The sequence below is a fragment of the Paraburkholderia sp. PAMB 6770 genome (genome assembly GCF_057748135.1).
The window spans coordinates 2,298,744-2,324,144 of sequence record NZ_CM173239.1 but is presented as its reverse complement, the minus strand read 5'-3'; the positions used below and the strand labels follow the sequence as shown (position 1 = coordinate 2,324,144).

Annotated in this window: 17 protein-coding genes; 15 read left to right on the top strand and 2 right to left on the bottom strand. The window is 69.6% G+C overall.

The genetic code is table 11. From position 1 onward, the window contains the following. Window positions 1-100 precede the first annotated feature (100 nt). Entirely contained in the window at window positions 101-1,714 is a 1,614-nt protein-coding gene (locus tag AC3AP7_RS27880; RefSeq protein ID WP_487363526.1) for a sensor domain-containing diguanylate cyclase, read from the bottom strand. A gap of 371 nt (window positions 1,715-2,085) precedes the next feature. On the opposite strand from AC3AP7_RS27880, the gene phaP reads away from it, so the two are divergent. The 3 genes from phaP to AC3AP7_RS27865 all read left to right on the top strand — a co-directional run bounded on the left by phaP (window position 2,086) and on the right by AC3AP7_RS27865 (window position 4,844). Continuing rightward, window positions 2,086-2,508 carry a TIGR01841 family phasin gene (gene phaP / locus AC3AP7_RS27875; RefSeq protein WP_487363525.1) on the top strand — a complete coding sequence of 141 codons (423 nt, stop codon included), beginning with the start codon at window positions 2,086-2,088 and terminating at the stop codon, window positions 2,506-2,508. Window positions 2,509-3,112: 604 nt separating this feature from the next. Further along, window positions 3,113-3,571: a DUF2844 domain-containing protein gene (locus AC3AP7_RS27870; protein ID WP_487363524.1), complete on the top strand. Its 459-nt coding sequence runs from the start codon at window positions 3,113-3,115 to the stop codon at window positions 3,569-3,571. Between the two features lie 10 nt (window positions 3,572-3,581). Beyond that, entirely contained in the window at window positions 3,582-4,844 is a 1,263-nt protein-coding gene (locus AC3AP7_RS27865) for a DUF3443 domain-containing protein (protein ID WP_487363523.1), read from the top strand. A 66-nt stretch (window positions 4,845-4,910) separates the two neighbouring features. Here the strand turns inward: AC3AP7_RS27865 and AC3AP7_RS27860 are convergent, their stop codons facing one another. Continuing rightward, window positions 4,911-7,268, bottom strand: a complete 2,358-nt coding sequence (locus AC3AP7_RS27860) for a tetratricopeptide repeat protein (RefSeq protein WP_487363522.1) — start codon at window positions 7,266-7,268, stop codon at window positions 4,911-4,913. A gap of 406 nt (window positions 7,269-7,674) precedes the next feature. On the opposite strand from AC3AP7_RS27860, the gene AC3AP7_RS27855 reads away from it, so the two are divergent. From AC3AP7_RS27855 to AC3AP7_RS27800, 12 genes are all read left to right on the top strand, one after another. Next, a complete protein-coding gene (locus AC3AP7_RS27855; RefSeq protein WP_487363521.1) occupies window positions 7,675-11,211 on the top strand; it encodes a transglutaminase family protein in 3,537 nt (1,178 codons plus the stop codon). A 29-nt stretch (window positions 11,212-11,240) separates the two neighbouring features. After that, window positions 11,241-13,862 (top strand): circularly permuted type 2 ATP-grasp protein, encoded by a 2,622-nt coding sequence (locus tag AC3AP7_RS27850; RefSeq protein WP_487363520.1) that lies wholly within the window; start codon window positions 11,241-11,243, stop codon window positions 13,860-13,862. Beyond that, entirely contained in the window at window positions 13,859-14,749 is an 891-nt protein-coding gene (locus AC3AP7_RS27845; protein ID WP_487363519.1) for a transglutaminase family protein, read from the top strand. The genes AC3AP7_RS27850 and AC3AP7_RS27845 overlap by 4 nt, the downstream gene beginning before the upstream one ends. Window positions 14,750-14,867: 118 nt before the next feature. Further along, window positions 14,868-15,806 carry a 2-dehydropantoate 2-reductase gene (panE, locus tag AC3AP7_RS27840; RefSeq protein ID WP_487365041.1) on the top strand — a complete coding sequence of 313 codons (939 nt, stop codon included), beginning with the start codon at window positions 14,868-14,870 and terminating at the stop codon, window positions 15,804-15,806. 74 nt (window positions 15,807-15,880) lie between these two features. After that, entirely contained in the window at window positions 15,881-16,180 is a 300-nt protein-coding gene (locus AC3AP7_RS27835; RefSeq protein ID WP_487363518.1) for a hypothetical protein, read from the top strand. 633 nt (window positions 16,181-16,813) lie between these two features. Further along, entirely contained in the window at window positions 16,814-18,334 is a 1,521-nt protein-coding gene (locus tag AC3AP7_RS27830) for a peptide MFS transporter (RefSeq protein ID WP_487363517.1), read from the top strand. A gap of 156 nt (window positions 18,335-18,490) precedes the next feature. Then, on the top strand, window positions 18,491-19,960 hold the full coding sequence (pdxR, locus tag AC3AP7_RS27825; protein WP_487363516.1) for a MocR-like pyridoxine biosynthesis transcription factor PdxR: 1,470 nt from the start codon (window positions 18,491-18,493) through the stop codon (window positions 19,958-19,960). A gap of 267 nt (window positions 19,961-20,227) precedes the next feature. Further along, a complete protein-coding gene (locus tag AC3AP7_RS27820; RefSeq protein ID WP_487363515.1) occupies window positions 20,228-20,677 on the top strand; it encodes an HU family DNA-binding protein in 450 nt (149 codons plus the stop codon). Between the two features lie 455 nt (window positions 20,678-21,132). Then, entirely contained in the window at window positions 21,133-22,542 is a 1,410-nt protein-coding gene (locus AC3AP7_RS27815; protein WP_487363514.1) for a circularly permuted type 2 ATP-grasp protein, read from the top strand. Between the two features lie 139 nt (window positions 22,543-22,681). Beyond that, the gene (locus tag AC3AP7_RS27810; RefSeq protein WP_487363513.1) at window positions 22,682-23,638 is read left to right on the top strand and encodes an alpha-E domain-containing protein; all 957 of its coding nucleotides are present in this window, start codon (window positions 22,682-22,684) and stop codon (window positions 23,636-23,638) included. Between the two features lie 13 nt (window positions 23,639-23,651). Beyond that, on the top strand, window positions 23,652-24,461 hold the full coding sequence (locus AC3AP7_RS27805; RefSeq protein WP_487363512.1) for a transglutaminase family protein: 810 nt from the start codon (window positions 23,652-23,654) through the stop codon (window positions 24,459-24,461). 73 nt (window positions 24,462-24,534) lie between these two features. Then, window positions 24,535-25,395, top strand: a complete 861-nt coding sequence (locus tag AC3AP7_RS27800; protein WP_487363511.1) for a proteasome-type protease — start codon at window positions 24,535-24,537, stop codon at window positions 25,393-25,395. Window positions 25,396-25,401 lie beyond the last annotated feature (6 nt).

Sequence of the window (25,401 nt, the reverse complement as noted above, 5' to 3'; positions counted from 1 at the left end):
GGTTCCATCCTGTCGATCGATGCGGGCGCAACGATGCGCCGGCATGAAGACACAATAGTCGCGATGACGGACCGTAGGGTTACCGCAGGCTGGCAGTAACTTACACTGCCTTGCACACGCGCGCGGCGGACGGATCGCGCGCGTGCACCGCGACGGCCGGCGCCGCATGGACGACGCGGTCGCGGCCCGATGTCTTCGCGGCGTACAGTGCCGCATCGGTGCGCAGCATGAAGGCGTCGAGCGTGAGGTCGTCGTCGCTGGCGGTTCCGCAGCCGATGCTCACGGTGAGCGGCGGCAACTGCGCGCCGCCGCTCGCGTGCGCATCGCCGATATCGCGGCGGATCGCCTCGGCTACGACGAATGCGCCTTGCCCGTCGGTATCCGGCAGCACCGCCACGAACTCCTCGCCGCCGTAGCGCGCGGCCGAATCGCCGGGCCGCCGCAGATGCCGCGTGAGCGTCGCGGCGATGTGCCGCAGCGCCTCGTCGCCGATCGCGTGGCCATGCTCGTCGTTATAGGCCTTGAAATGATCCGCGTCGATGAACAGCACCGACAGCGCGCGCCCGGTCCGGCGCATCCGGTGCCATTCGGTCGTGAGCGTCCGGTCGAGCGCGCGCCGGTTGTCGAGCCCGGTCAGCGCGTCGGTCTGCGCCATGTGTTCGAGGCGGGCCTGCATCGCGGTGCGGTCGCGCAGCGCGAACGCGAGCAGCCAGATCACGAGCGCGAACGCCGCGCCGACACACAGCGCCGACGCGCCGACGATCACCGCGCGCTGCCGCCACGTGCGCAGCAAGTCGGTTTCGGCCGGCGCGACGACCGCGACGAGCGGCGTGCCGGGGATGCGGGCGAACGTGAACAGATGCATCAGGCCGTCGGCCGGCGAGCGGGCGGCGAACGCGCCGCGCGGCGCCGCGAGGAGCCGCTGCGCGTCGGGCAGCGTCAGCGGCGCGAACGGACGCGGCGCCGGTACGCCCGCGGTGGCGCCGTGGCCGGCGACGACCATGCCGTCCGTGCGCAGGATGAAGCTGCAGCCATGCGGCCCGAGCGGCAGTCGCGCGAGCAGCGCGCCGAAATAGTCGAGATCCACGGCGATCACCGCAACGCCGGCGAAGCCGCCGTTCAGGCCGTCGATCCGGCGGCTGAGTGCGATCGACGGCTTGCCGCCGCGCAGCCGCGAGTGGTAGGGCCGCGATACGTAGAGCCCCGCGTGCGGATTGCGCTGGTGCACGGTGAAATAGTCGCGATCGGCGAGATTGCCGAGCGGCGGCTCGCCGGAGCCGTATTCGACGACGTCGCCGTGCGCGTTCAGCGCGGACACCGCGCTGACGTAGCGCGCGGTCGTGCTGCGGTCGAACAGCACCCGGCGGCGGATGGCGGGCGCGAGCTTCATCACCGCCGGGTCGCGAAACCCGGCCGCGACGGCTTGCAGCGACAGATCGGCGAGTTCGACGTTGCGCTGGATGTCGCTGCTCAGGATCGCGAGCACGCCGGCCGACGTGTCGCGCGCGTGATCGAGCGCGTCGTCGCGGCCCGCGGCCAGCGTGAGCAGCGTGAGTGCGCAGGCGCCGAATGCGAGCAGCGTGCCGAGCGCCCCGACCGTGAGCGGATGGCCGCCCGCCAGTATCGCCAGACGGCCGATACGTGCGTCGAAGGCACGGCGCAGGCGCGACAGCCGGGGCGCGCGCGGCGAAGGGGCGGGAGGGCGGGTTGGCATATCGTCTGAAGATCGGCGCCCCGTGCGAAGGTCGGGTGGCCGGTTCGGGCGCGGCGCGCGCCGCAGGCTAACGGGCGAGCAGTGTACCCCGGAATCCTTTCATTTCATTACTGGACGCTTTCGATGCGGGCTGCCGGCACGGCACCCTCGGCCCGCACGGTATCAAAGGCGCAATTTGCTTCGTATTGCTGATCATATGGCTTCGCCGCGCTCGGCGTCGACGGCCCGCGCTGGCGCAACCCGGCCGGAACGGGCATGATGAAAGCCTGCGCGGGCGTCGCTCCGGGGTGTGAACGGGGACGCTGCGCAGCCGCCGCCGGCCGCCCGCGGGCGGATAACCGGCCTGTGTTCACACTGAGGGAGGCATCAGCATGGAACGACCCGACGCCGCCAATCCATTTGGCGAATTCACCAGAATGCTGGAGCAGTTCAGGCTACCCGGCTTCGATGTGCCGGCCATCATGGAAGCGCGGCGCAAGGATGTCGAGGCGCTGGTCACGGCCAACCAGGCCGCGCTGCACGGCATGCAGGCGCTCGCGCAGAAGCAGGCGGAGATGCTGCGCTCGACGCTGGCCGAACTGCAGGCGCTGGCCGGCCAGATGGGCACGGCGGGCGGCGCGCCGTCCATGCAGACGGCCGAACTCGTGCAGCAGACGCTCCACAAGGCGCTCGCCGATCTGCAGCAGCTTGCGCAGGCGGCGTACCAGTCGCAGGCGGAGTCATACGCGGTGATCGCGAAGCGTGTCGAGGAAAACGTGCAGGAACTCAAGACACTGCTGCAGCCGAAGTCCTGACGCATCCCGCACGTCGTCGACGTGCGGGCGCCCGCGGACCCTGCCAGCCCGAACGGGACGGCAGGGTCTTTTTGTCTGAGGCAGCGGCGAGGACGCAAGCGGGGCCCCTGGATTTGACATTCGATACCCGTTCTTCCGGCGAAAAAATTCGTTGGGAGTCCAGATTATCTGATGAAGGATTGGCAAGTCGGCCTGGCAATCGTCGGATCAAAGCCGCTTTTTTGAGCACATTTGAAGCGTTTTTTTAAAAGCACGCGGAGTCCGCCGCCCCGGCGCGACTTTTTTTAGGGCCGTCAGCGTGTGTGCACGGGTGTTCGCTTCAAACATCATAAATAAAGAAAGCCGACGCTAAGCCGCTTCAGATGGACGTTGCAGAAGGCGTGTCAAACGGTGCAACGCGCCTGAAGCGTTCATACGCTTCGCAAACGATTGCGACGACGCGTTCTTGCTCCCTAAAGTTTTGCTTCCCCGCTCCGTAGACTGTTTCAAGCGCTCCGGCCCCGCACGCACATTCGCGTTATGCGATGAAGAGCGCGCCCCGATTCGTCGCCCGTGATGACCTTCGATGACCGTCACGGGCGGCTTCACTCCTGAAGGAACACACGTGAACACGACGCTTCAAAAACGCATCGCGCGAGCCGTGCTCGGCGCAGTGTGCGCGCTGCCGCTCGGCGCGCAGGCGGCGCTCGGCGGAAACGTCGCCAGCATCGGGACCGATGCCGCGCAAATGCAGGCCGCCGCCGGCAGCGCCATTTCGCAATCCGCGTACACCGTCTATCCGCTGACGCTGCCATCGGGCACGGTCGTGCGCGAATTCGTCGCGGCCAATGGGAACGTGTTCGGCGTCGCGTGGGCGGGGCCCACGCTGCCCGATCTGCGGGCGACGCTCGGCGCGTCGTTCGACACGTACCTGGCGTCGACCGCGACGCGCCGCGCAACGCCGCTGGCAGTGTCCAGCGACACGCTCGTGGTGTTTTCGGGCGGCCAGTTGCGTGCGTTCAGCGGCTACGCGTATCTGCCGCAGGCCGTGCCGGCCGGCGTGAACGTCAACGTGATCCAGTGAGGAGGACGTCATGGGCGAGTCCAGATCGCTGATCAGGTTCTGCACGGCGGCGCTCCTCGCGTTATGGCTGGCCGCATGCGGCGGCGGGGGCGGCGGAGGCAGCCAGGGCAGCAGCACCGCCAATGCATCGAGCCCGTCGCAGCCGTCGATTGCTGCGCCGACTGCCCAGACGCTCGCGGCCAATGCCGTGGCGGTGACGGTCGATTCGGGCGTGACCGGGGTGCCGAACATGCCGTTCGTCAGCGTGACGGTGTGCACGCCCGGTACTTCGCAGTGCCAGACGATCGATCACGTGCTCGTCGATACCGGTTCGTGGGGCTTGCGCATCTTCGCTTCGCAGTTGCCGGCGTCCGTCGCGCTGCCGCAGGAGCAGGACGGCTCGGGCAACGCGCTCGCGGAATGCATGCAGTTCTTCGACGGCTATACGTGGGGCTCCGTGCGGCTCGCGGACGTGCAGCTCGGCGGCGAGCAGGCATCGTCGCTGCCGGTCCAGGTGATCGATCCGGGCTACAGCGCGACGCCGACCGCGTGCTCCAACGTGGGCTCGGCACGCAATACGCCCGCGACGCTCGCCGCGAACGGCGTGCTCGGCATCGGCGTGTTCAAGCACGACTGCGGTGCGGATTGTGCGCAACAGGCCGTGCCGGCGACGTATTACGGCTGCTCCGGGACGACCTGCACGTCGCTCGCGGTGGCCGAGAATCTGCAGGTGGCCAATCCGATTCCGTACTTCAAGACCGATAACAACGGCTCGGTGCTGATGCTGCCCGCGGTCGATTCGCCGGGCGAGCCGTCGCTCGCCGGGCAGCTCGTATTCGGCATCGGCACCGAGAGCAACAACGGGCTCGGCAGCGCGCAGGTGATTGCGGTGAGTCCGTCCACCGGCACGTTCACGACGGTGCAGAACGGCACGACCTACGCGAGCAGCATCATCGACAGCGGCTCGACCGGCCTGTTCTTCCAGACCGGCGCGCTGCCGGACTGCGCGAGTCCGAACAGCGCGTATTACTGCCCGTCGTCGACGGAATCGCTCAGCGCGATGATCGAAGGCCTGAACGGCGTGACGAGCGCGGTGTCGTTCGATGTCGGCAACGCGACGTCGCTGTCGGAGACCTATCGCGGCGACGTCGTGCTGCCGCTGCTGGCGGGACCGGCGTTCGTCACGTCGTCGATCTTCGACTGGGGGCTGCCGTTCTTCTATGGCCGCAATGTGTACGCCGCGATCGAGCAGCAGCCGACGCCCGGCGGCACCGGACCCTACGTCGCCTATTGACGCGGATGGCCCGCGCGCGGCACGCCGGGGCCGCGCGCGCGGTCTGCGCACGCGTTGCCGTGCCCGCTAGCGTGCGCACCAGTCGCGCCACGCCTGCCGGTAGGCCGCTTCGACGTTCGCGGCGAAGCGCGCGCCGTCCATCAGCGGCGAGCGCTGCATGCGTGTGCGCAGATCGGCGCGCAGACCGGCCACGCGCGGCAGATCCGCGGCCAGCGTCGCCGCGATGCGCGCGAAGTCTTCGTCCGAAGCGGCGGCGAGCGTGCTGAGGCCGAGATTGAACAGCTGGCTGAGCCCGCCCCGGCCGACCGCGGTCGCGCCGCTGCGCGTGACGACCGGTACGCCCATCCAGAACGCGTCGAGACTGGTGGTGTGTCCGTTGTACGGAAACGTGTCGAGGCCGATGTCGATCGCGTGATAGGTGCGCAGGTAGGCGGCGCGCGGCAGGAACGGCTGGTAATCGACCCGCCGCGGGTCGATGCCGTGACGGGCGAGGCGTCCGGCGAGCCGCTGCCTCGCCTCGCCTTCGGGCGCCATCAGCAGCAGGCGCGCGCCGTCGACGGCGTCCAGCACCGGGCCCCAGAGCGCGAGCGTGCGATCGGTCAGCTTGCACGGATTGTTCAGGCATCCGAACGTTACGTACCCGTTGTGCCGCGCGGGCAGGGCGTTGGGCGCCGGCTCGCTCGCGAGCGGGTCATAGCACCAGAACGTGTCGGGCAGCCGCAGCGAACGCTCGCTGTAGGCGTCGTCGGTGCCGGGCGGGTCGAGGCGCGGGTCGGTCAGCCGGTAGTCGATCGCGTCGAGGCCGGTGGTGCCCGGGTACGCGAGCCACGCTATCTGCACCGGCGCGGGCTTGCGCGCGAACAGCGCCGGCCGGCCGTCGGCCATGTGCATCGTCAGGTCGACGAGGATATCGATGCCGTCCGCGCGGATCTGCTGCGCGAGCTGCGCGTCGTCGAGCGCGCGCACCGGATGCCAGACGTCTGCATAGCCGGCGATGCGCTGCGTCATCGCGTCCGGACGCTCGACGCTCGCATAGCCGTGGATCTCGAACTGCGCGTGATCGTGATGCGCCAGCAGCGGGACGGTGAAGAGCGCCTGGCAATGGTCGCGAAAGTCCGCGCCGACATAGCCGATCCGCAGGCGCCGCGCGGCGCTCCGCGAGTTGGCGTGGGGCGCGCGCTGCGCCGCGAGCGGTGCTTCGTGCCGCGCGGCCCAGCGGCGGCATTCGGCGAGCACGTCGGCAGCCTGCTCGGTCTGGAAGGTCAGCGCATACGCAAGATTGCTGTGCGCAACCGCGTTGTGCGGATCGCAGGCGACTGCGCGGCGATAGTGCGCGATGCCTTCGTCGAGCGCCCCGCTGTCTTTCAGCACGTTGCCCAGGTTGCTGTGCGTCACCGCGTGCTGCGGGTCGGCGCGCAGCGCCGCGCGCAGGCACGCTTCGGCGTCGCTCGTGCGGCCGAGCGTGCGCAGCAGGTTTCCAAGGTTGTTGTAAGCGGCGACGAAGCCCGGCCGCGCGGCGAGCGCGGCGTCGAACGCGGCGGCGGCCGCCTCGAATTCGCCGAGCGCCTTGCAGACGTTGCCCAGATTGTTGTGCGCGTCCGCGTGCCGCGGGTCGAGCCGCAGCGCGCGACGATACTGCGCCTGCGCGTCGCGCAGCCGGCCGAGCCCGTAGTGCGCGTTGCCCAGGTTGTACGCGGCGGCCGGGTCGTGCGGCGCGAGATCGGCGGCGCGCGCAAGCAGCGCGGCGGCATCGGTGTAGCGGTGCTGCGCGCACAGCGCAACGCCCAGGTTGACGAGGCAGGCCGGCGAGTCCGGCGCCGCCTGCGCGGCCTGCAACAGCACGTCGACGGCGTCGTCGAGCCGGCCGCGCGCCTGCAGCAGCGTGCCGAGGTTCGTCAGCGCCTGCCCATGCTGCGGCTGCAGCGCGAGCGCGCGGCGGTACGCCGCCTCGGCGGGCTCGGGCGCGCCGAGCTGGCGGCGGCAGTTGCCGAGGTTGTTCAGCGCGTCGGCGTGTTGCGGATCGAGCGCGGCGGTCGATTCGTAGGCCGCGGCGGCGGCCTGCAGATCGCCGCTTGCCTGCAGCGCGCCGCCGAGCGCGAACCACAGGTCGGCCGACGTGGCGTCGAACGCGAGCAGGTTCCGGTAGACGTCGATGGCCGCCGCGAAGCGTCCGAGCGCGGCGAGGACCTGGCCGCGCGCGAAATGGTAGCGGCTTGTCTGCGGCTCGATCGCGAGCGCGCGGTCGAGCCAGGCGAGCGCCTCGTCCGGCGTCCCGCATTGCAGCGCGAGCACGCCGAGGCGGAACATCGCGTCGGCGTGGCCGGGCTCGGCGGCGAGCGCGGCTTCGTAAAGCGCGCGCGCGCCGGCGAAGTCGCCCGCGAGGTGCCGCGCCCTGGCCTGCTCGACCGTGGAGTCGGTGCGCATCGAAGCCCTGCCTCTTTCGGAAAGGTTGCACGTTCGCGAAGCCGCGCCGCGCACGGTCCACGCGATCGGCGAAACGGTCCGCTTCGCAGTGGGTTAACGGCAGCCTGCTTACCAGGCTTTATCGAAACTTACGCGAAATCACCCGAAATTTCTCCGCTGCGATGCCGCGCGGGCGTGCCGGTTTCCGTCACCTTTCAGCGGCAGAATGACGCCGTGCGTGCGCCGCTTTGGTGCGTGAACGCCGCGCGCGGCCGCCGTCTGGCGCGGCGGCGCGGAACGGGACGCACGCTTTGTGTGCGCGAGCGCACGGCCCGCCCGCGCGCCGCCGCAAGCCGCACGTTTTCCCTGTAACGGCATGAAGCTTGCTAAATGGCGGACTGCCCCCTCTCTCGTTCAGGAGTCCGGTGTGTCGATCCGTGTCGCGTTGAATCACGTCACCCATTACCGCTACGACCGTCTCGTCGGACTGTCGCCGCAGGTCGTGCGCCTGCGGCCCGCGCCGCATTGCCGCACGCCGATCCTCTCGTACTCGATGCGGGTGGAGCCGGCGGCGCATTTCATCAACTGGCAGCAGGACGCGTTTGCGAACTATCAGGCGCGTCTCGTGTTCCCGGAGCCCACCCGCGCATTCAAGGTGACGGTCGATCTGGTCGCGGAGATGGCCGTCTACAATCCGTTCGACTTTTTTCTCGAACCCTCGGCGGAGCGCTTTCCGTTCGATTACGCGCCGGACCTCGCGGCCGAGCTCGCGCCCTACCGCGTGACGCGCGCGCGCACGCCGCGCTTTGACGCCTTCGTCGCGAGCATCGACCGCACGCCGCAGCCGACGGTCGATTTTCTGGTCGCGCTGAACCAGCGGCTGCAGCACGAGATCCGCTACCTGATCCGGATGGAGCCGGGTGTCCAGACGCCCGAGGAGACCCTTGCGAGCGGCGCGGGATCGTGCCGCGATTCGGGCTGGCTGCTGGTGCAGACGCTGCGCGAGCTCGGCCTCGCGGCGCGCTTCGTGTCGGGTTATCTGCTGCAGCTCGCCCCCGATACGAAAGCGCTCGACGGCCCGAGCGGCGCCGAGACCGATTTCACCGATCTGCACGCATGGTGCGAGGTCTACCTGCCGGGTGCGGGCTGGATCGGGCTCGATCCGACCTCGGGCCTGCTCGCGGGCGAAGGCCATCTGCCGGTTGCGTGCACGCCGGAACCCGGCAGCGCGGCGCCCATTTCCGGCGCGCTCGACGAGTGCGAGGTCGCGTTCGAGCACACGATGTCGATCGAGCGGGTGCTGGAGACGCCGCGCGTCACGCTGCCCTATACCGAGGACGTCTGGCGCGACGTGCTGGCGATGGGCGCCGGCGTCGACGCCGAACTCGACGCCCAGGACGTGCGGCTCACGATGGGCGGCGAGCCGACCTTCGTCGCCGTGCGCGATCGCGATGCGGCCGAGTGGAATACCGACGCGCTCGGACCGACCAAGCGCAGCTACGCGGTCGCGCTGCTCGACCGGCTGCGCGCGCGCTATGGCGCGAATGGTTTCGTGCACATCGGACAGGGGAAGTGGTATCCGGGCGAGCAGTTGCCGCGCTGGGCGCTGTCGCTGTACTGGCGGGCCGATGGCGAGCCGTGCTGGCAGGATCCGGCGCGCTTTGCCGACGAGCGCGAGCCGCAGCGCTACACGTCGGAGGACGCGCAGCGCTTCATCGCGCATCTGGCCGGCAAGCTCGGCCTCGACGCGCGCTTCGTCCAGCCGGGCTACGAGGACACCTGGTACTACCTGTGGCGCGAGCGGCGGCTGCCGGTCAACGTCGATCCGTTCGATGCGCGTCTCGACGACGAGCTGGAACGGGTGCGCCTGCGGCGCGTGTTCGACGCGGGGCTGTCCGCGGTGACCGGCTACGTGCTGCCGCTCGCGCGCGAGCGCGACGTGCCGCTGCAGGCCGCGCGCTGGATCAGCGGGCCGTGGCATCTCCGCGACGAACGCCTGTACCTCGTGCCGGGCGACTCGTCGATGGGCTACCGCCTGCCGCTCGACTCGCTGCCGTGGGTCGCGGCGGCCGATTATCCGTACCAGCATCCGCACGATCCGTTCGCGCCGCCCGCGCCGCTGCGCGGCGCGGCGCAGTTGCGGCAGCAATATGCGGATGCGGCGGACGCCGGCCGTGCGCAAGTCGCGGCGGGCAATGCGGGCAATGCGGGCAATGCGGGCAATGCGGGCAATGCCGCGGATGGGGACGATGAGGAAAGCGCGGTGCGCCCGGGGCGCGGCGCGGCCGGCGTCGGCGCGGCCGGCTCGGCCGGCGCGGGCGGGGTGCCCGATGCCGCCCGCGCCGCGCTGCCCCCCGCGCGCGGCGAATCGGCGGCCGGCGTGCGGCGCACTGCGCTGTGCGTCGAGGCGCGCGATCCCGCGCGCGCCGCCGGCCCGGCCGTCGAGGCCGCCCGGTTCGGCAGCGGCTGCCGGCTGCTGCACGTGTTCATGCCGCCCCTCACGGAACTCGACGACTACCTCGACCTGCTCGCCGCGGTCGAAGCGAGCGCGGCCGAACTCGACGTGAAGGTCGTGATCGAGGGCTATCCGCCGCCGCGCGACGCGCGCCTGAAGATGCTGCAGGTCACGCCCGATCCCGGCGTGATCGAAGTGAACATCCATCCGGCGTCGAACTGGGACGAGCTGGTCGAGCATACCGAGTTCCTCTATCAGGCCGCGCACGCGTCGTATCTGAGCACCGAGAAGTTCATGCTCGACGGCCGGCATACCGGCACCGGCGGCGGCAATCATTTCGTGCTCGGCGGCGCGACGCCGGCCGACAGCCCGTTCCTGCGCCGCCCCGACCTGCTCGCGAGCCTCGTCGCGTACTGGCTGAACCACCCGTCGCTGTCGTATCTGTTCTCGGGGCTCTTCATCGGGCCGACGAGCCAGGCGCCGCGCGTCGACGAGGCGCGCAACGACCAGGTCTACGAGCTGGAGATCGCGATGCGCGAGCTGCAGCGGCAGATCGACAGGCTCGGCGGGCGCGACGGCGAGCGTTTGCCGGCGTGGCTCGTCGACCGGTCGCTGCGCAACCTGCTGATCGACGTGACCGGCAACACGCATCGCGCGGAGTTCTGCATCGACAAGCTGTACTCGCCCGACGGTCCGACCGGGCGGCTCGGCCTGCTCGAACTGCGCGGCTTCGAGATGCCGCCGCACGCGCGCATGAGCCTCGTGCAGCAACTGCTGCTGCGCGCGCTCGTCGCGCGCTTCTGGCGCACGCCGTACACGACGCGGCTCACGCGCTGGGGTACCGAGCTGCACGACCGCTTCCTGCTCGGCACCTTCGTGCAGATGGATTTCGACGACGTGCTCGCCGATCTCGCGGCGGCCGGCTTCGCGTTCGACCGCGCGTGGTTCGCGCCGCACTTCGCGTTTCGCTTTCCGCTCGTCGGCGAGCTGAACGTCGACGGCGTCGCGCTGACCATCCGCCACGCGCTCGAACCGTGGCACGTGATGGGCGAGGAGGGCGCGGTGGGCGGCACCGTGCGCTATGTGGATTCGTCGGTGGAGCGGCTGGAGGTGAGCGCGCTCGGGCTGAACGGCAACCGTCACCTGGTGACCGTCAACGGCGCGCCGTTGCCGCTGCAGCCGACCGGGCGCGTCAGCGAGCACGTCGCGGGCGTGCGCTTTCGCGCGTGGCGGCAGGCCGCCGCGCTGCATCCGGCGATCGGCGTGCACGCGCCGCTCACGTTCGACCTCGTCGACACATGGACCGGCCGCTCGCTCGGCGGATGCCAGTATCATGTAGCCCATCCGGGCGGGCGCAACTATCTGACCTTCCCGGTCAACGCGTACGAGGCCGAAAGCCGGCGGCGCGCGCGCTTCTTCGCGACCGGCCACACCCCTGGGCCGCTCGCGGCCGAAGCGCCGCGGCGCAGTCTGGAATTCCCGTTCACGCTGGATTTGCGCCACGGCTGAGCCCGCCCAACGATCAACCCGATACGACCTTGGCCTTGCAATCGACCCTGCCGTTCGACGCCGCCGCGCTGCACCTGGATGCCCTCGCGCTGCTGCGGGTGCTGCCGGCGCGCGACGGGCACCGGGACGAACTGCTCGACGCGTCCGGGCTGCTGCGCGCGCCGTGGCGGCAGTTTTTCGAGCGACTCGGCGAGGACGGCATCGCGCGTCTTGACGATAGCCTCGCGTCGCTCGCGCAGCAGATCCGCGACAACGACATCAGCTACAACGTCTATGCCGACAAGGGCGAGTCGCGGCCATGGGCGCTCGACCTGCTGCCGTTCCTGATCGGCGAGGACGAGTGGGCGCCGATCGAGCGCGCGGTGATGCAGCGCGCGCATCTGCTCAATGCCGTGATGGCCGATGTCTACGGCGCGCAGAACCTGCTGACGTCGGGCCTGCTGCCGCCCGCGCTGGTGTTCGGCCACCCCGGCTATCTGCGCGCCGTGAAGGGCTACGTGCCGCCCGGCGGCCAGTACCTGCAGGTCGTCGCGGTCGATCTCGCGCGCGCGCCGGCCGGCGGCTGGAGCGTGGTCGCGCAGCGCAGCGAGGCGCCGTCGGGGCTCGGCTATGCGCTCGAAAACCGCCTGATCGTCTCCGGCCAGTTCGCCGAGCCGTTTCGCACGCTGAACGTGCGCCGGCTCGCGCCGAGCTATTCGCAACTGATCGCGACGCTCGCGCAGGCCGCGCGCGCGGCGATGCGCGACGACGAGGCGGACCGCTCGCCGCACATCGCGCTGCTCACGCCCGGCCCCTACAGCGAAACCTATTTCGAGCACGTGTTTCTCGCGCGCTACCTGGGCGTGACGCTCGTCGAAGGCAAGGACCTGACGGTGCGCGACGACCGGCTCTATCTGAAGACGCTCGGCGGGCTCGAACGCGTGCATGCGCTGCTGCGCCGCCTCGACGACGCGTTCTGCGACCCGGTCGAGCTGCGCGCCGATTCGACGATCGGCGTACCCGGCCTGCTGCAGGTGATGCGCGCGGGCAACGTGATCGTGTCGAACGTGCCGGGCTCCGGCTTCGTCGAGTCGCCGGCGCTGCACGGATTCCTGCCGGGCGTTGCGCGCGCGCTGCTCGGCGAGGAGCTGCTGCTGCCCGGCGTGCCGACCTGGTGGTGCGGCGAAGCGGCCGCGCGCGAGCAGGCGTTCGCGCAGCTCGACGAGGCGTTCGTGCTGCCCGCCTGGCCGGGCGCGATGCCCGACGGCGCGCCGGGTGCCGCGCGCGAACCCCAGCGGCTCGCCGCGTGGCGCGCGCGCATCGAAGCGACGCCGGACGCCTATGCGATCCAGGCGCCGTTGCCGTACGCCTGCACGCCGCGCTACCACGACGGCACGCTCGGCCGCCGGCCCGCCGTACTGCGCGCCTACGCGATCGCCGACGGCGGCGGCGCCTGGCATGTGATGCCGGGCAGCTTCACGCGCCTCGCCGCCGAGCGGCAGGCCACGGTGTCGATGCAGTTCGGCAGCAGCAGCGTCGATACCTGGGTGCTCGCCAGCCAGCCGGGCCCGGCTTTCACGCTGTTGCCGTCGCCGATGCAGCCCGCCGATCTCGCGCGCAAGCATCGCACCGTGTCGAGCCGCGCGGCCGAGAACCTGTTCTGGGCCGGCCGCTATGGCGAACGCGCGGAAAACGACGTGCGGCTGCTGCGGCTGATTCTCGGCTCGCTCGAAGGCAGCGACGCGACCGCGATGTTCGGCACGCTCGTCGAACTCGCGCAGCACTGCGGACTCGTCCAGTTCGGCGACCTCGCCGCCGGCGCGTCGCAGCAGGTGTTCGAGCGCACGCTGGTGGCGAACCTGCACGAGGCGACCGGCGCGGCGAGCATCGGCCAGGTGCTCGCCGCGCAGGCGCGCGCGAACGGCGAAGTCCGCGGCCGGCTGTCGAACGATCACTGGCGCACGATCCTCGCCGCACGCAACGATTTCCGCGACGCGCTGCAGCGGCTGATGCCCGCGGCTGGGTCCGCACCGTCGTCTGCCGCAGCCGGCGGCATGCGCGCCGAGCGGCCGGACCGCTACGACCGGGTGGCGCTCGTCGACGCGCTCGAACATCTGGCGACGCAGCTGTCGGCGATCAGCGGCGCGCAGGGCGACCGGATGACGCGCGACGAAGCGTGGCGGCTGCTGTTTGCGGGGCGGCACATCGAACGCGTGTCGGCGATGACCGCGCTCCTGCGCGTCGTCGCCGACGCCGGGCAACTCGCGACGCCGGCAGGCTTCGACCTGCTGCTGCAGCTGTTCGACAGCACGCTCACCTACCGGTCGCTGTATCCGGGGCGTTTCGAAGTGCCTGCGCTGATCGATCTGCTGGTCGTCGAGCCGACCAATCCGCGCGGCCTGTACGGGGTCTATGCGCGCCTGTGCACGCGGCTCGACGAAATCGCGCGCGCGGCCGGCGGCGCGCGTCACCTGCCGTTTTCCGCGCGGCTGCCGGCGCCCGCCGCGCTGCCGCCGCTCGAACGTCTGTGCGAGACCGACGCGGACGGCCGCCACGCGACGCTGATCCGCGTCTGCGACGAACTGGGCGCGGCCGTCGCCGAGGCGGCGAACGAAGTCAGCGCCCGCTATTTCAGCCATGCCGGTTCGCTCGCGGCGCAGGTGTCGTCATGAAGCCCGCGCAGACCGTGCTGTCGGTGTCGCACCGGACCACCTATCACTACTCGACCTATGTCGAGATCGCACAGCATCTGGCGACGATCCGCCCGCTCGTCTGCGCGTGGCAACGCGTCGTGTCGCATACGGAGACGATCGAGCCGCAACCGTCGTACCGGCATAGCCGCACCGATGCGTTCGGCAACGACGTGCTGTATTTCGCGCTCGACGTGCCGCACGAACGCCTGCAACTGGTAAGCGAAACCACGGTGCAGCTCGCGCCGCGCTGGAGCGGCCTCGACGCCGGGGCGACCCCGCCCTGGGAGCAGGCCGCCGACGCGCTGCGGTTTCGTGCGGGCGGCCCCTACCGGCCCGAGGTCGAGTTCTGCTTCGCCTCGCCGAACATCGCGCTGCAGCCCGCGTTTCGCGCGTATGCGCTGCAGAGCTTTGCGCCGGGCACGCCGGTGGCGGCGGGCGCGATCGATCTGATGCACCGCATTCATCGCGACTTCGCGTACCGGCCCGCGGCGACGATGTTCGACACGCCGGCGGCGCGCGCGTTCGAGATGAAAAGCGGCGTATGCCAGGACTTCGCGCAGGTGATGATCGGCTGCCTGCGCACGCTCGGCCTGCCGGCACGCTACGTGAGCGGCTATCTGCGCAACGATCCGCCGCCGGGGCAGCCGCGGCTGATCGGCGCGGACGCGTCGCACGCGTGGGTGTCGGTGCACTGTCCCGGCAGCGGCTGGATCGATCTCGATCCGACCAACGACGTGCTCGCGGACGTGGACCACGTGACGCTCGCGATCGGCCGCGACTACAGCGACGTGTCGCTGCTGCGCGGAATGATTCTCGGCGGCGGCGCGCATCGCGTCGACGTGGCGGTGACCGTGCTCGCGCTGTGAGCGCCGCGGCGCGGCGATTGCGCAATCTTTGCTACATTCCTCTCATCCAGGGCGCGCGGGCGGTGGCGATCGCGGCGCGCGCCGGCAAACGGAACCGGGATCTTCCAGAGAGGACATGATGCGAATTCTCGTAGTAGGGGCGGGGGCGGTCGGCGGCTATTTCGGCGGACGTCTCGCGGCGGCGGGCCGCGACGTGACGTTTCTCGTGCGTCCCGGGCGCGCGCGGGAACTGCGCGAGGCGGGGCTCGTCATCCGCAGTCCGCGCGGCGATCTCACGCTGCGCGACGTGACGACGCTGCAGGCGGGCGATGCGCCGCCCGCGCCGTTCGATCTCGTGGTGCTCAGTTGCAAGGCCTACCATCTCGACGATGCGATCGCGTCGTTCGCGCCGTTCGTCGGGCCCGCTACCGCGATTCTGCCGCTGCTCAACGGCATGCGGCACATCGACGTGCTCACGCAGACCTTCGGCGCCGCGCGCGTGCTCGGCGGACAGTGCGTGATCGCGGCCACGCTGGACCGCGCACGCGAGATCGTGCACCTGAACGATGCGGCCGGCGTCACGTTCGGCGAACTCGCGGGCGGCGCGTCGGCGCGCGGGCAGGCGATCGGCGCCGCGCTCGCCGGAGCCGGCTTCGACGCGTCGGCGAGCGACGCGATCCTGCTGCGCATGTGGGAGAAGTGGGTGTTCCTCGCGACGCTCGCGGCCGGCACCTGCCTGTTCCGCGGCTCGATCGGCGACATTCTGGGCGCGCCCGACGGCTTGCGCGCGATCGAAGGCCTGCTGGGCGAGTGCCGCGCGATCGCGGGCCACAACGGCTATACGATCGGGCCGTCGTTCGACGGCCGCGCCAACGCGTTTCTGTTCACGCCGTCGCCGCTCACGGCGTCGATGCTGCGCGATCTCGAAAGCGGCGCGCCGACCGAGGCGGATCACATCGTCGGCGATCTGATTGCGCGCGGCGGCGCGGTGCAACGGGACGACACCACGCTGTCGCTGCTGCGTATCGCATACACGCATCTGAAGACGTACGAGACGCGTCGCGCGCGCGGCGGGTAAGCCGCCGCGCAGGCGTGCGGTAGAATCGTGCCGGCATGCCGCCCGTGTGCGGCGCATCTGGCAGGGAGAGCGTGATGCCGAGTCCGACCGGTTCGGTGGTGGCGCTGAGTTCGGCCTCCGCCACGACGTTTTCAATCGGAATTGTCTATCTGGGCTACTGGGGGCTGCATGAACCCGTGCCGTGGCGGTTCGTGGACGGGCTCGTGGTCTTGCTCGCGCTGGCGGGCTTCGCGTGTCTGGGGCTCGTGCCGTGGTTCGCCACGCGTCCTGTCGCGTCCGAAGAGGCCGACGGCGGCATCCGTATCGCCCGGCGCTGCTTCCTCGCCGGCGTCGCGGCGATCTGGCTTGCGGTGACGCTGTCGATCCTTGCATGATCCGCGCGACGGGCGTGCGCCGGTTCGAGCGGTGCGGGGGAAATGTATCGCATTACTGAACGAAGGGCGGCGCGCAGCCGTGCCGCGTTCGAGCCGCTTTGGGACGGATTTCGCGCTGTTTTCATCCTGTTTCCATGCTGTTTCCGTGCCGTTTCCGTGCCGTTCCCCCTCTGTTTCCGGCCGTTTCATAAGCGCTGGAAGACGGCCGGCCGCCGGTCGCATCGCCAAGTGCCGGCGCAAGCGCAGTCGCCGTCTGCGGCGTTGCGCACGTGATCCGCGCGGCCCCTATTGGTGTATTCCCGGAGTGACGCGCCGCGCGCCGCTGAGGAGAATCGCCGGCGCCTGCAGGCCGAACCCCGCAGGTATTTTTTTAACCTCGCACGCAGCGATCCTGCATGCGAATTCCGGCGCGGTGTGTCCCATCCGGACCTCCGTCGCCTACCGGGATCGAACGTTGAAGTCACTTGTCCTGCCTCGTCACGCGTGCGCCTGCCGGCCACGCTGTCCGCGGCCGACCGCTGCGCGCGGACCGGCTGCCACGCCCCTCGCCGCGTCAGCGGCGTCCCTGCCGACGACATGCGCCGCGCGTTGCGGCGCTTGCACGATCGCCTCTGCCATTGCGCGAGATCAATGATGAATTCACCTGTTTCCCGGACCCGCTCGTTTTCGACGGTATTCCTGATCGAGATGTGGGAGCGTTTCGGCTACTACGGGATGGCTGCGCTGCTCGTCCTGTTCATGATCGACAAGCTCGGCTTTGCCGACGATCGCGCGACGCTCACGTGGGGCGCTTTTACGGCGCTCGTCTATGCGGCCCCGTCGGTGGGCGGCTGGATCGGCGACCAGGTGCTCGGTGCGCGCCGCACGATGGTGCTCGGCGCCTGCGTGCTGTGCGGCGGCTACCTGCTCCTCGCGATGCCCGACGACCGGCTTCTCTACCTGTATGGTTCGCTGGGCGTGATCGTGGTCGGTAACGGCCTGTTCAAGGCGAATGCCGCGAATCTCGTGCGCCGCATTTACGACGGCGACGATGCGCGCATCGACAGCGCGTTCACGATCTACTACATGGCGGTCAACATCGGCTCGACGGTGTCGATGCTCGCGACGCCGTGGATCAAGGACCACTGGGGCTGGCACGCGGCCTTCGCGGTCTGCTGCGCGGGGATGCTGCTCGCGGTGCTGAACTACTTCGTGATGTTTCGCACGCTCGCGCACGTGGGCTCCGCGCCGGACGCCGCGCCGGTGCGCTGGCGCCGCGCGATCGCGGTGGCCGCGGGCGGCGTCGCGCTGGCGGGAGCGGCGATGTTCGTGCTGCAGCATCGCGCGGTGGCGCGTGCGTGCGTCTATGCGGCCGGCGTCGCGATCCTCGCGATCTTCGGCTACATGCTCGCGCGCTGCGAGCGCAAGGAGCGCGCCGGGCTCGTGACGGCGCTGATCCTGACGCTGCAGACGATCCTGTTCTTCGTGTTCTATCAGCAGATGTCGACGTCGCTTACGCTATTCGCAGTGCACAACGTCGATCCGCGCTTTGCGCTGTTCGGCGTGCCGCTGTTCACGTGGAGCGCGGCGCAGTTCCAGGCGTTGAACCCGATCTGGATCATGCTGCTGAGCCCGCTGCTCGCGACGCTGTATACGCGGCTCGCGAAGCGCGGCAACGACGTGTCGGTGGCGGCGAAATATGCAATCGGCTTCGTCGTGGTGGCGGCGGGGTTCTTCGTGTACGCGGCGAGCGGCCGGTATGCGGTCGACGGCCGCGTGTCGTCGTGGTTCATGGTGGGCGGCTACGGCCTGTATTCGCTCGGCGAGCTGCTCGTGAGCGGCCTCGGCCTCGCGATGATCGCGCGCTACGTGCCGGCCCGCATGAGCGGTTTCCTGATGGGCGCGTATTTCGTCGCCACCGGCGTGTCCGGCTATCTCGGCAGCGTGGTCGCGAATTTCGCGCGCATGCCTGCAGGCGATCTCGATCCGCTGCAGTCGCTGCCGCTCTACACGAAGCTGTTCGCCGGACTGGGCTGGCTTGCCGCGCTCGGTGCGCTGGTGGCCGTGCTGCTGCTGCCGCTGATGAACCGCCTGTCGCGCGATCATCTGCACGCGGCAGCGGCGGCGCGCGCGGCCGAGCCGGCGGCGGGCAGGCTCGTGCCTGCCGCGGACTGATCCGACGCGAGCGCGCGCCGCGTTGCGAGCAGTGCGCATCCGGGCGCATGTTCCGCAGCGGGTCCAGTGGCGTGCGCCGCGCCGCTGACGGCATGGCGCCGGGCCGCGGCACCGTCGACTAGAATGGCTGCGGTCCGAACCCCCGAGCGCATTCCGATGGATATCCACATCACGGTCGAAGGCCGTCACGATCTGACCGGACAGATCTACCGGCAACTGCGCGCGGGGATCGTCGAAGGACGTCTCGCCGGCGGCACCCGCTTGCCCTCCACGCGCGACCTCGCGGCGCAACTCGGCGTCTCGCGCAAGACCACGCTCGACGTGTTCGAACGGCTGCTCGCCGAAGGCTATCTGAACGCGCGCCCGGGGGCCGGTACGTTTGTCGCGCCCGGACTGCAGCGCCTGCCCGCCGGCGCGCGCGCGTTGCCGGCGCTCGCCGGGCCGCCCGTGCGCGCGGCGCCGCACCCGGCGGTGCATCCCCAACCTGTCTGGACGCAGATTCCCGATGCGCTTTCGCTGCCCCGTCAAGGCGACGCGAACGAGCTGGATTTCATGGGCGGCGTCACCGACAAGACGCTGTTTCCGTTCGACGCGTGGCGCCGCTGCATCCAGCATGCGCTGCGCGTGCAGGCGCGCGGCAGGGGCCGCTATCGGGACGTCGCCGGCGAGCAGGAGCTGCGCCTCGCGATTGCGCGTTACCTTGCGTTCAGCCGCGCGCTGACGAGCCGCTGGGACGAAGTGATGGTCACGCGCGGCGCGCAGCAGGCGCTCGATCTGCTCGCTCGCGTGACGCTGCGGCCGGGCGACGTGGCGGCTGTCGAGGATCCCGGCTATCCGCCCGCGCGCGCCTGTTTTGCGGCGGCCGGCGCGCGGGTGGCGGCGGTCGCGCTCGACGCCGAAGGCATCGTTGTCGAGCGCTTGCCCGAGCAGGCGCGGCTCGTCTATGTCACGCCCGCCCATCAGTTTCCGCTCGGCATGCCGATGAGCCTCGCGCGTCGTGTTGCGCTGCTCGAATGGGCGCAAAAGCGCGGCGCGCTCATCATCGAGGACGACTACGACAGCGAATTCCGCTTCGAAGGCCGGCCGATGGAGCCGCTCAAAAGTCTCGACCGCGCCGGGCTGGTTGCGTATGTCGGCACGTTTTCGAAAACCCTGTTCCCCGAGCTGCGGGTCGGCTACGTGCTGCCGCCCGAAGCGCTCGCCGGCGCGCTGCGCAAGGCGGCGCAGATGAACGACTGGCACGGCTGCACGCTGACGCAGACCGCGCTCGCGAAGTTCATGCTCGACGGCGATTTCGCCCGTCACCTGCGCCGCATGCACAAGGCGTATGCGGCGCGCCGCGCGTGTCTCGTTGCGCATCTGCAGGGCGAACTCGGCCGCTGGTTCGAGCCGCTCGTGCCGGGCGCGGGCATTCATCTGGCCGCTTTTCTGCGCGCGCCGCTCGACGAGCAGACGGTGATCGATGCGGCCCGCGGCGCGTCGATCGGGCTCTACGGGCTGGCCGGTTTTCATCTGCGCGCGCCGGTGCAGCCGGGGTTGATATTCGGTTATGGCGGCATCGGACCGGCACAGATGGAGCGCGCGTTCGGCACGCTGGCGCACATGCTGCCCGCGCTCGCACGCTGATGCGGGTGCGCGGCAACGGCTGCCGGACGCGCGTCCGCGCGCGGCACGTGTGCGTCCATTGCCGGTTCCGAAACCACGCGACAGCGCGTTTACCCCATGAAATACGAGTCGAAATGCGTTGCGAAGTCTGCGTCGCGCAACAAACCGTAACGCTTCTACACAAAAGAGTCGCGCAAAACCGCATAGCGCTTGTAGAATCCGGCCTTGAAGCGTACGCATGACGCGAACGCTTCGTGCACTCACTGACCAACAACAGGTAGGAGAAACATGCCGACTTCCGCAAAAAAGGTGGCCAAGAAGGCTGCTACGGTCCCGACCAAGAAGGTCGCTGCAAAGAAAGTTGCTGCGAAGAAAGCTGTCGCAACCAAGAAGGTCGCCGTGAAGGCGTCCGGCGCACCGTCGCCGATCAAGGACACCTTCACGAAGGCCTCGTTGGCTGCCCACGTCGCAGAACGCGCCGCGGTTGAACCGAAGACGGCGAAGGCCGTGCTGGCCGCGCTCGAAGACACGATCCTCGGCTCGGTCCACAAGAAGGGCGCCGGCGAGTTCACGCTGTCGGGTCTTCTGAAGATCGTCGTGCAAGCGGTTCCGGCGAAGAAGAAGCGCTTCGGCAAGGATCCGTTCACGGGCCAGGAGCGCTGGTTCCCGGCCAAGCCGGCGACCGTGCGCATCAAGGCGCGCGCGCTGAAGAAGCTGAAGGACGCCGCGGCAGGGTAACGCGGACGGGCTGCGCGGCGGTTCGAACGCCGCCGCGTGCGCCCGCATGCGAGACAGCAGGCGCGGCGGGTTCGCGGTCGATGCGCAGTCGGGCCGCGCCCGTTCTGCTGCTGTCCCGCAGTGGTCCGATTGACCGAATGCGGTGTTCGCGACGTGCGATGTCGCGGCACACCCGAATCAGGAATCCTCGCGGGCTCGCGGTCCGCGAGGATTTTTTTTGCCCTTGCCCGGCGCGCGGCCGTCCGGTTGGCGCGGGCATCGATGCACCGGGCTGGCGCATCGTGCCACGCCGCTATACGATGGTGCGAACGCGGCTCGCATCGCGTGCGCCGTTTGGGTGCACGCCGCCGGCGTGGGCCGCGTCCAGCCAATGGCATAACGCTTGCTTGAATGCAGGCGAGTACCGAATGCGCAGCGCATTCGCCTTCCTTCCGACAAGAACACCGGGGCGTGACATGCGATGCTATGACGAGATGCGTGAACCCGATGAAGCCGTGCGCCCTCATTACGCGCGCTTCGAACGCTGGCTCGCGAGACAGGGCAACGAGGCGATCGCGCGCAAGCGCGCCGAGGCGGATCTGCTGTTTCGCCGGGTCGGCATCACGTTCGCGGTCAACGGCGACCTGTCCGGCACCGAGCGGCTGATTCCGTTCGACCTGATTCCGCGCATCATTCCGCGCCACGAGTGGCACACGCTCGAAGCCGGCCTGCGCCAGCGCGTCCAGGCGCTGAACCTGTTCATCCACGACGTCTATCACGAGCGCAATATCGTGCGCGCGGGGATCGTGCCCGCCGAGCAGGTGTACACGAACGCGCAGTACCGGCCGGAGATGCAGGGCGTCAGCGTGCCGCTCGGCGTGTATGCCCACATTGCGGGCGTGGACGTGGTGCGCGCGGGCGACGACGGCGCGTTCTACGTGCTCGAAGACAACCTGCGCGTGCCGTCCGGCGTGTCGTACATGCTGGAAAACCGCAAGATGATGATGCGGCTGTTTCCCGAGCTGTTCGTGCAGAACCGCATCGCCCCGGTCGCGCACTACCCGGACCTGCTGCTCGACACGCTGCGTTCGGTCGCGCCCGAAGGGGTCGACGACCCGGTCGTCGTCGTGCTGACGCCGGGCATGTACAACTCCGCGTACTTCGAGCATACGTTTCTCGCGCAGCAGATGGGCGTCGAGCTGGTCGAAGGCAAGGATCTGTTCGTCGACGACAACTACGTCTTCATGCGCACGACGCAGGGGCCGAAGCGCGTCGACGTGATCTATCGCCGCGTCGACGACGACTTTCTCGACCCGCTCGCGTTCCGCGCCGATTCGGCGCTCGGCGTGCCGGGACTGCTGACCGCGTACCGCGCCGGGCGCGTCGCGCTCGCGAACGCGATGGGCACCGGCATCGCCGACGACAAGTCGATCTACCCGTACGTGCCCGAGATGATCGCGTTTTACCTCGGCGAAAAGCCCATCCTGAACAACGTGCCGACCTACCAGTGCCGCAAGCCGGACGATCTCGCGTATACGCTCGCGCATCTGCCCGAGCTGGTGGTCAAGGAGGTGCACGGCGCGGGCGGCTACGGGATGCTGGTTGGTCCTGCCGCGAGCGCCGCCGAAATCGAGGCGTTTCGCGCGCGGCTCATGGCGCGGCCGGCCGGCTACATCGCGCAGCCGACGCTTGCGCTGTCGGCCTGTCCGACCTTCGTCGAAGCCGGCATTGCGCCGCGCCACATCGATCTGCGGCCGTTCGTGCTGTCCGGCAAGACCGTGACGATGTGCGCAGGCGGGCTCACGCGGGTCGCATTGCAGGAGGGCTCGCTCGTCGTCAATTCATCGCAGGGAGGCGGCACCAAAGACACCTGGATGGTCGACTGAACGCGTCGTGCGCGCCTGCCCGGTCGTCCCGCGGCCGGGCGCGCGCGCTCAGGAAGAGGCCGCCGGCCCGTGCGCCGGCGCCAACGGTTAACCCGCGCGGACCCTCGCGGTCGCGCGCGATCAAACTTGGAACGCTGTCATGCTAAGCCGTACCGCCGACCACCTCTTCTGGATGGCCCGCTACATGGAGCGCGCCGAAAACACCGCGCGCATGCTCGATATCAATCTGAAAGCGCTGCTGCTGCCGCAGACGCCCGAGCAGGAGGCGCGCACGCAGCGCTCGGTGCTGCGCATCTCCGAACTCGAAGCGGCCTATGCGCAGCGCTACGACGACGCGGTGCCGGTGCGCGAGCACGTCCTCGAATTCATGGTCACCGACCCGACCAATCCGTCGAGCATTCACACCTGCCTGCAGGCCGCGCGCGAAAACGCGCGCGCGGTGCGCGGCACGCTGACGACCGAATGGTGGGAGACGATCAACGACACATGGCTCGAATTCAACGAGCGCACCGCGGCGGGCCAGCTGGGCGCAAGCCCGGATTCGCTGTTCGAGTGGGTGAAGTTCCGTTCGCATCTGTCGCGCGGCGTGACGATCGGCACCGCGCTGCAGGACGATGCGTTCTTCTTCACGCAGCTCGGCACGTTTCTCGAACGCGCGGACAACACGGCGCGCATTCTCGACGTGCGCTTCGCCGACCTCGAACCGAACTCGCGCGACGCGGCGCGCCAGCTCGAAGATTTCTACTACTGGACGTCGATCCTCAGTTCGGTGTCGGCGCTGGAGATTTACCGCAAGGTGTATCGCGACGTCGTCACGCCGGCGCGCGTGGTGGAGCTGATGATCCTGAATCCCCAGATGCCGCGCTCGCTCCTCGCGTCGCTCGAAGGCGTGTGCGCGAATCTCGCGATGCTGCGCACGCAGGGCTCCAACCAGTGCGAGCGCTTTGCCGGCAAGCTGCGCGCCGAACTGCTGTATGCCGACATCCGCCAGATCTTCGAAGCGGGGCTGCATGCATGGCTCACACAGTTTCTTGGCCGCGTGTACGAACTCGGCAACCGGGTGGCGCAGACCTATCTGATGCTGCCAGTTGCCTGATGGAGCTTTTCTCATGTACCTGACGATCCGCCACGACACCGCTTATCGCTACGAAGCGAGCGTGCATTATTCGATCCAGCAATTGCGCCTTTCGCCGTCGAGCGGCGCGTCGCAGGTGGTGCGCCGCTGGACCATCGAGGCGCCGGGCAAGCTCGACGCCACCTTCGACGCGTACGGCAATACGCTGCACACGCTCGTGATGAACAAGCCGCACGACGAGATCCGCCTGTGCGTAACGGGCGAAGTCGACACGATCGCGCTCGTCGACGGCCGCCTCGCCGACGACGTCGGACCGGTGCCGCTCGAACACTACACGTGCGCGACGCGCCTGACGGACGCGGATGCGGCGGTGCGCGAGCTGGCGCAGTCGGTGCCCTCGCTCGCGACGCCGCAGGCGCTGATCCGGCTCGCCGAGGAGATCGTGCAGCGCGTGCAGTACCGCCCCGGCGTGACCGAGGTGACCAGCACCGCTGCCGAGGCGCTCGCGCTCGGCAGCGGCGTGTGTCAGGACCATGCGCATCTGATGCTCGCGTGCTGCCGCGCGCGCGGCGTGCCGGCGCGCTATGTGAGCGGCTACATCGAGCCGGGCGAGGTGCCGCACGGCGCAAGCCACGCGTGGGTCGACGTGTGGCTCGACGGCGCCGGCTGGGTGTCGGTGGACGTCACGCACGCCGGATTCGCGAGCGAGATCTATTGCCGCCTCGCCGCCGCCCGCGACTATGAGGCCGCTGCGCCGGTGCGCGGGCGCCGCATCGGCGGTCTCGAAGAAAAGCTGAACGTCGCGGTGAGCGTGAGCGCGCAGTCCATCCAGATTTCACAGTAGTCCGCACGGTTCGTCCGCACGGCGGGTGGAGCGCATTACAATAGCGGCGTTCGCAGCGCTCTGGAAACGCTTTATGACTTACTGTGTGGCGATGTGCGTGGACGAAGGGCTCGTCTTTCTGTCCGATACGCGCACGAATGCCGGTGTCGATCACATCAGCACCGCGCGCAAGATGACCGTGTTCGAGCAGCCCGGCGAGCGGATGCTGGTGCTGCTCGGCGCCGGCAACCTGTCGCTCACGCAGGCGGTGGTGCACGCGCTGAGCGAGCCCGCCGCCGCGGAGCGCCCGACGCTCTGGAACGTGCCGACCATGGCGGAGGCCGCGCGCGTCGTGGGTCAGGCGGTGCGCGACGTGCATCAGCGCGAGGCGCAGGCGCTGCAGGAATTCGGCGTCGACTTCAACTGCAGCTTCATCCTCGGCGGCCAGATCGCCGCAAGCGGGCGCCCGCACCTGTACATGGTCTATGCGGCGGGCAACTTCATCGAATCGTCGGCGGTGAATCCGTACTTCCAGATCGGCGAGTCGAAATACGGCAAGCCGATCATCGACCGCGTGCTGACGCCTGCCACGCCGCTCGACGAAGCCGCGAAGTGCGCGCTGATCTCGATGGATTCGACGCTGCGCTCGAACCTGTCGGTCGGGCTGCCGCTCGATCTGCTCGTGTACGAGCAGGACGCGCTGCGCGTCACGCGCTTCGTGTCGATCGACCAGGACAACGACTACTTCGGGATGATCCACCGGACCTGGGGTGAGCGGCTGCGCCAGGTGTTCGGCGAAATCCCGGACCCCGACTGGCGGGACGGCGCGCATGCGCCGGCGCCCGGCCGCGAGCGCGCGCTGGTGTTGCATCGCGCGCCGTCGGAGGGCGACGCCGGCGCGGCGCGGCCCGCGCAGACGCTTGCGCAGGCGGAGCGCAGCACGCCGCCGCGCTAGCGGGGC

Coding starts and splice junctions, on each gene's coding strand:
- pdxR (WP_487363516.1), top strand. CDS start 18,491: ATGGATATCCACATCACGGTCGAAGGCCGTCACGATCTGACCGGACAG.
- phaP (WP_487363525.1), top strand. CDS start 2,086: ATGGAACGACCCGACGCCGCCAATCCATTTGGCGAATTCACCAGAATG.
- panE (WP_487365041.1), top strand. CDS start 14,868: ATGCGAATTCTCGTAGTAGGGGCGGGGGCGGTCGGCGGCTATTTCGGC.
- AC3AP7_RS27845 (WP_487363519.1), top strand. CDS start 13,859: ATGAAGCCCGCGCAGACCGTGCTGTCGGTGTCGCACCGGACCACCTAT.
- AC3AP7_RS27830 (WP_487363517.1), top strand. CDS start 16,814: ATGAATTCACCTGTTTCCCGGACCCGCTCGTTTTCGACGGTATTCCTG.
- AC3AP7_RS27820 (WP_487363515.1), top strand. CDS start 20,228: ATGCCGACTTCCGCAAAAAAGGTGGCCAAGAAGGCTGCTACGGTCCCG.
- AC3AP7_RS27865 (WP_487363523.1), top strand. CDS start 3,582: ATGGGCGAGTCCAGATCGCTGATCAGGTTCTGCACGGCGGCGCTCCTC.
- AC3AP7_RS27815 (WP_487363514.1), top strand. CDS start 21,133: ATGCGATGCTATGACGAGATGCGTGAACCCGATGAAGCCGTGCGCCCT.
- AC3AP7_RS27880 (WP_487363526.1), bottom strand. CDS start 1,714: ATGCCAACCCGCCCTCCCGCCCCTTCGCCGCGCGCGCCCCGGCTGTCG.
- AC3AP7_RS27800 (WP_487363511.1), top strand. CDS start 24,535: ATGACTTACTGTGTGGCGATGTGCGTGGACGAAGGGCTCGTCTTTCTG.
- AC3AP7_RS27810 (WP_487363513.1), top strand. CDS start 22,682: ATGCTAAGCCGTACCGCCGACCACCTCTTCTGGATGGCCCGCTACATG.
- AC3AP7_RS27860 (WP_487363522.1), bottom strand. CDS start 7,268: ATGCGCACCGACTCCACGGTCGAGCAGGCCAGGGCGCGGCACCTCGCG.
- AC3AP7_RS27835 (WP_487363518.1), top strand. CDS start 15,881: ATGCCGAGTCCGACCGGTTCGGTGGTGGCGCTGAGTTCGGCCTCCGCC.
- AC3AP7_RS27805 (WP_487363512.1), top strand. CDS start 23,652: ATGTACCTGACGATCCGCCACGACACCGCTTATCGCTACGAAGCGAGC.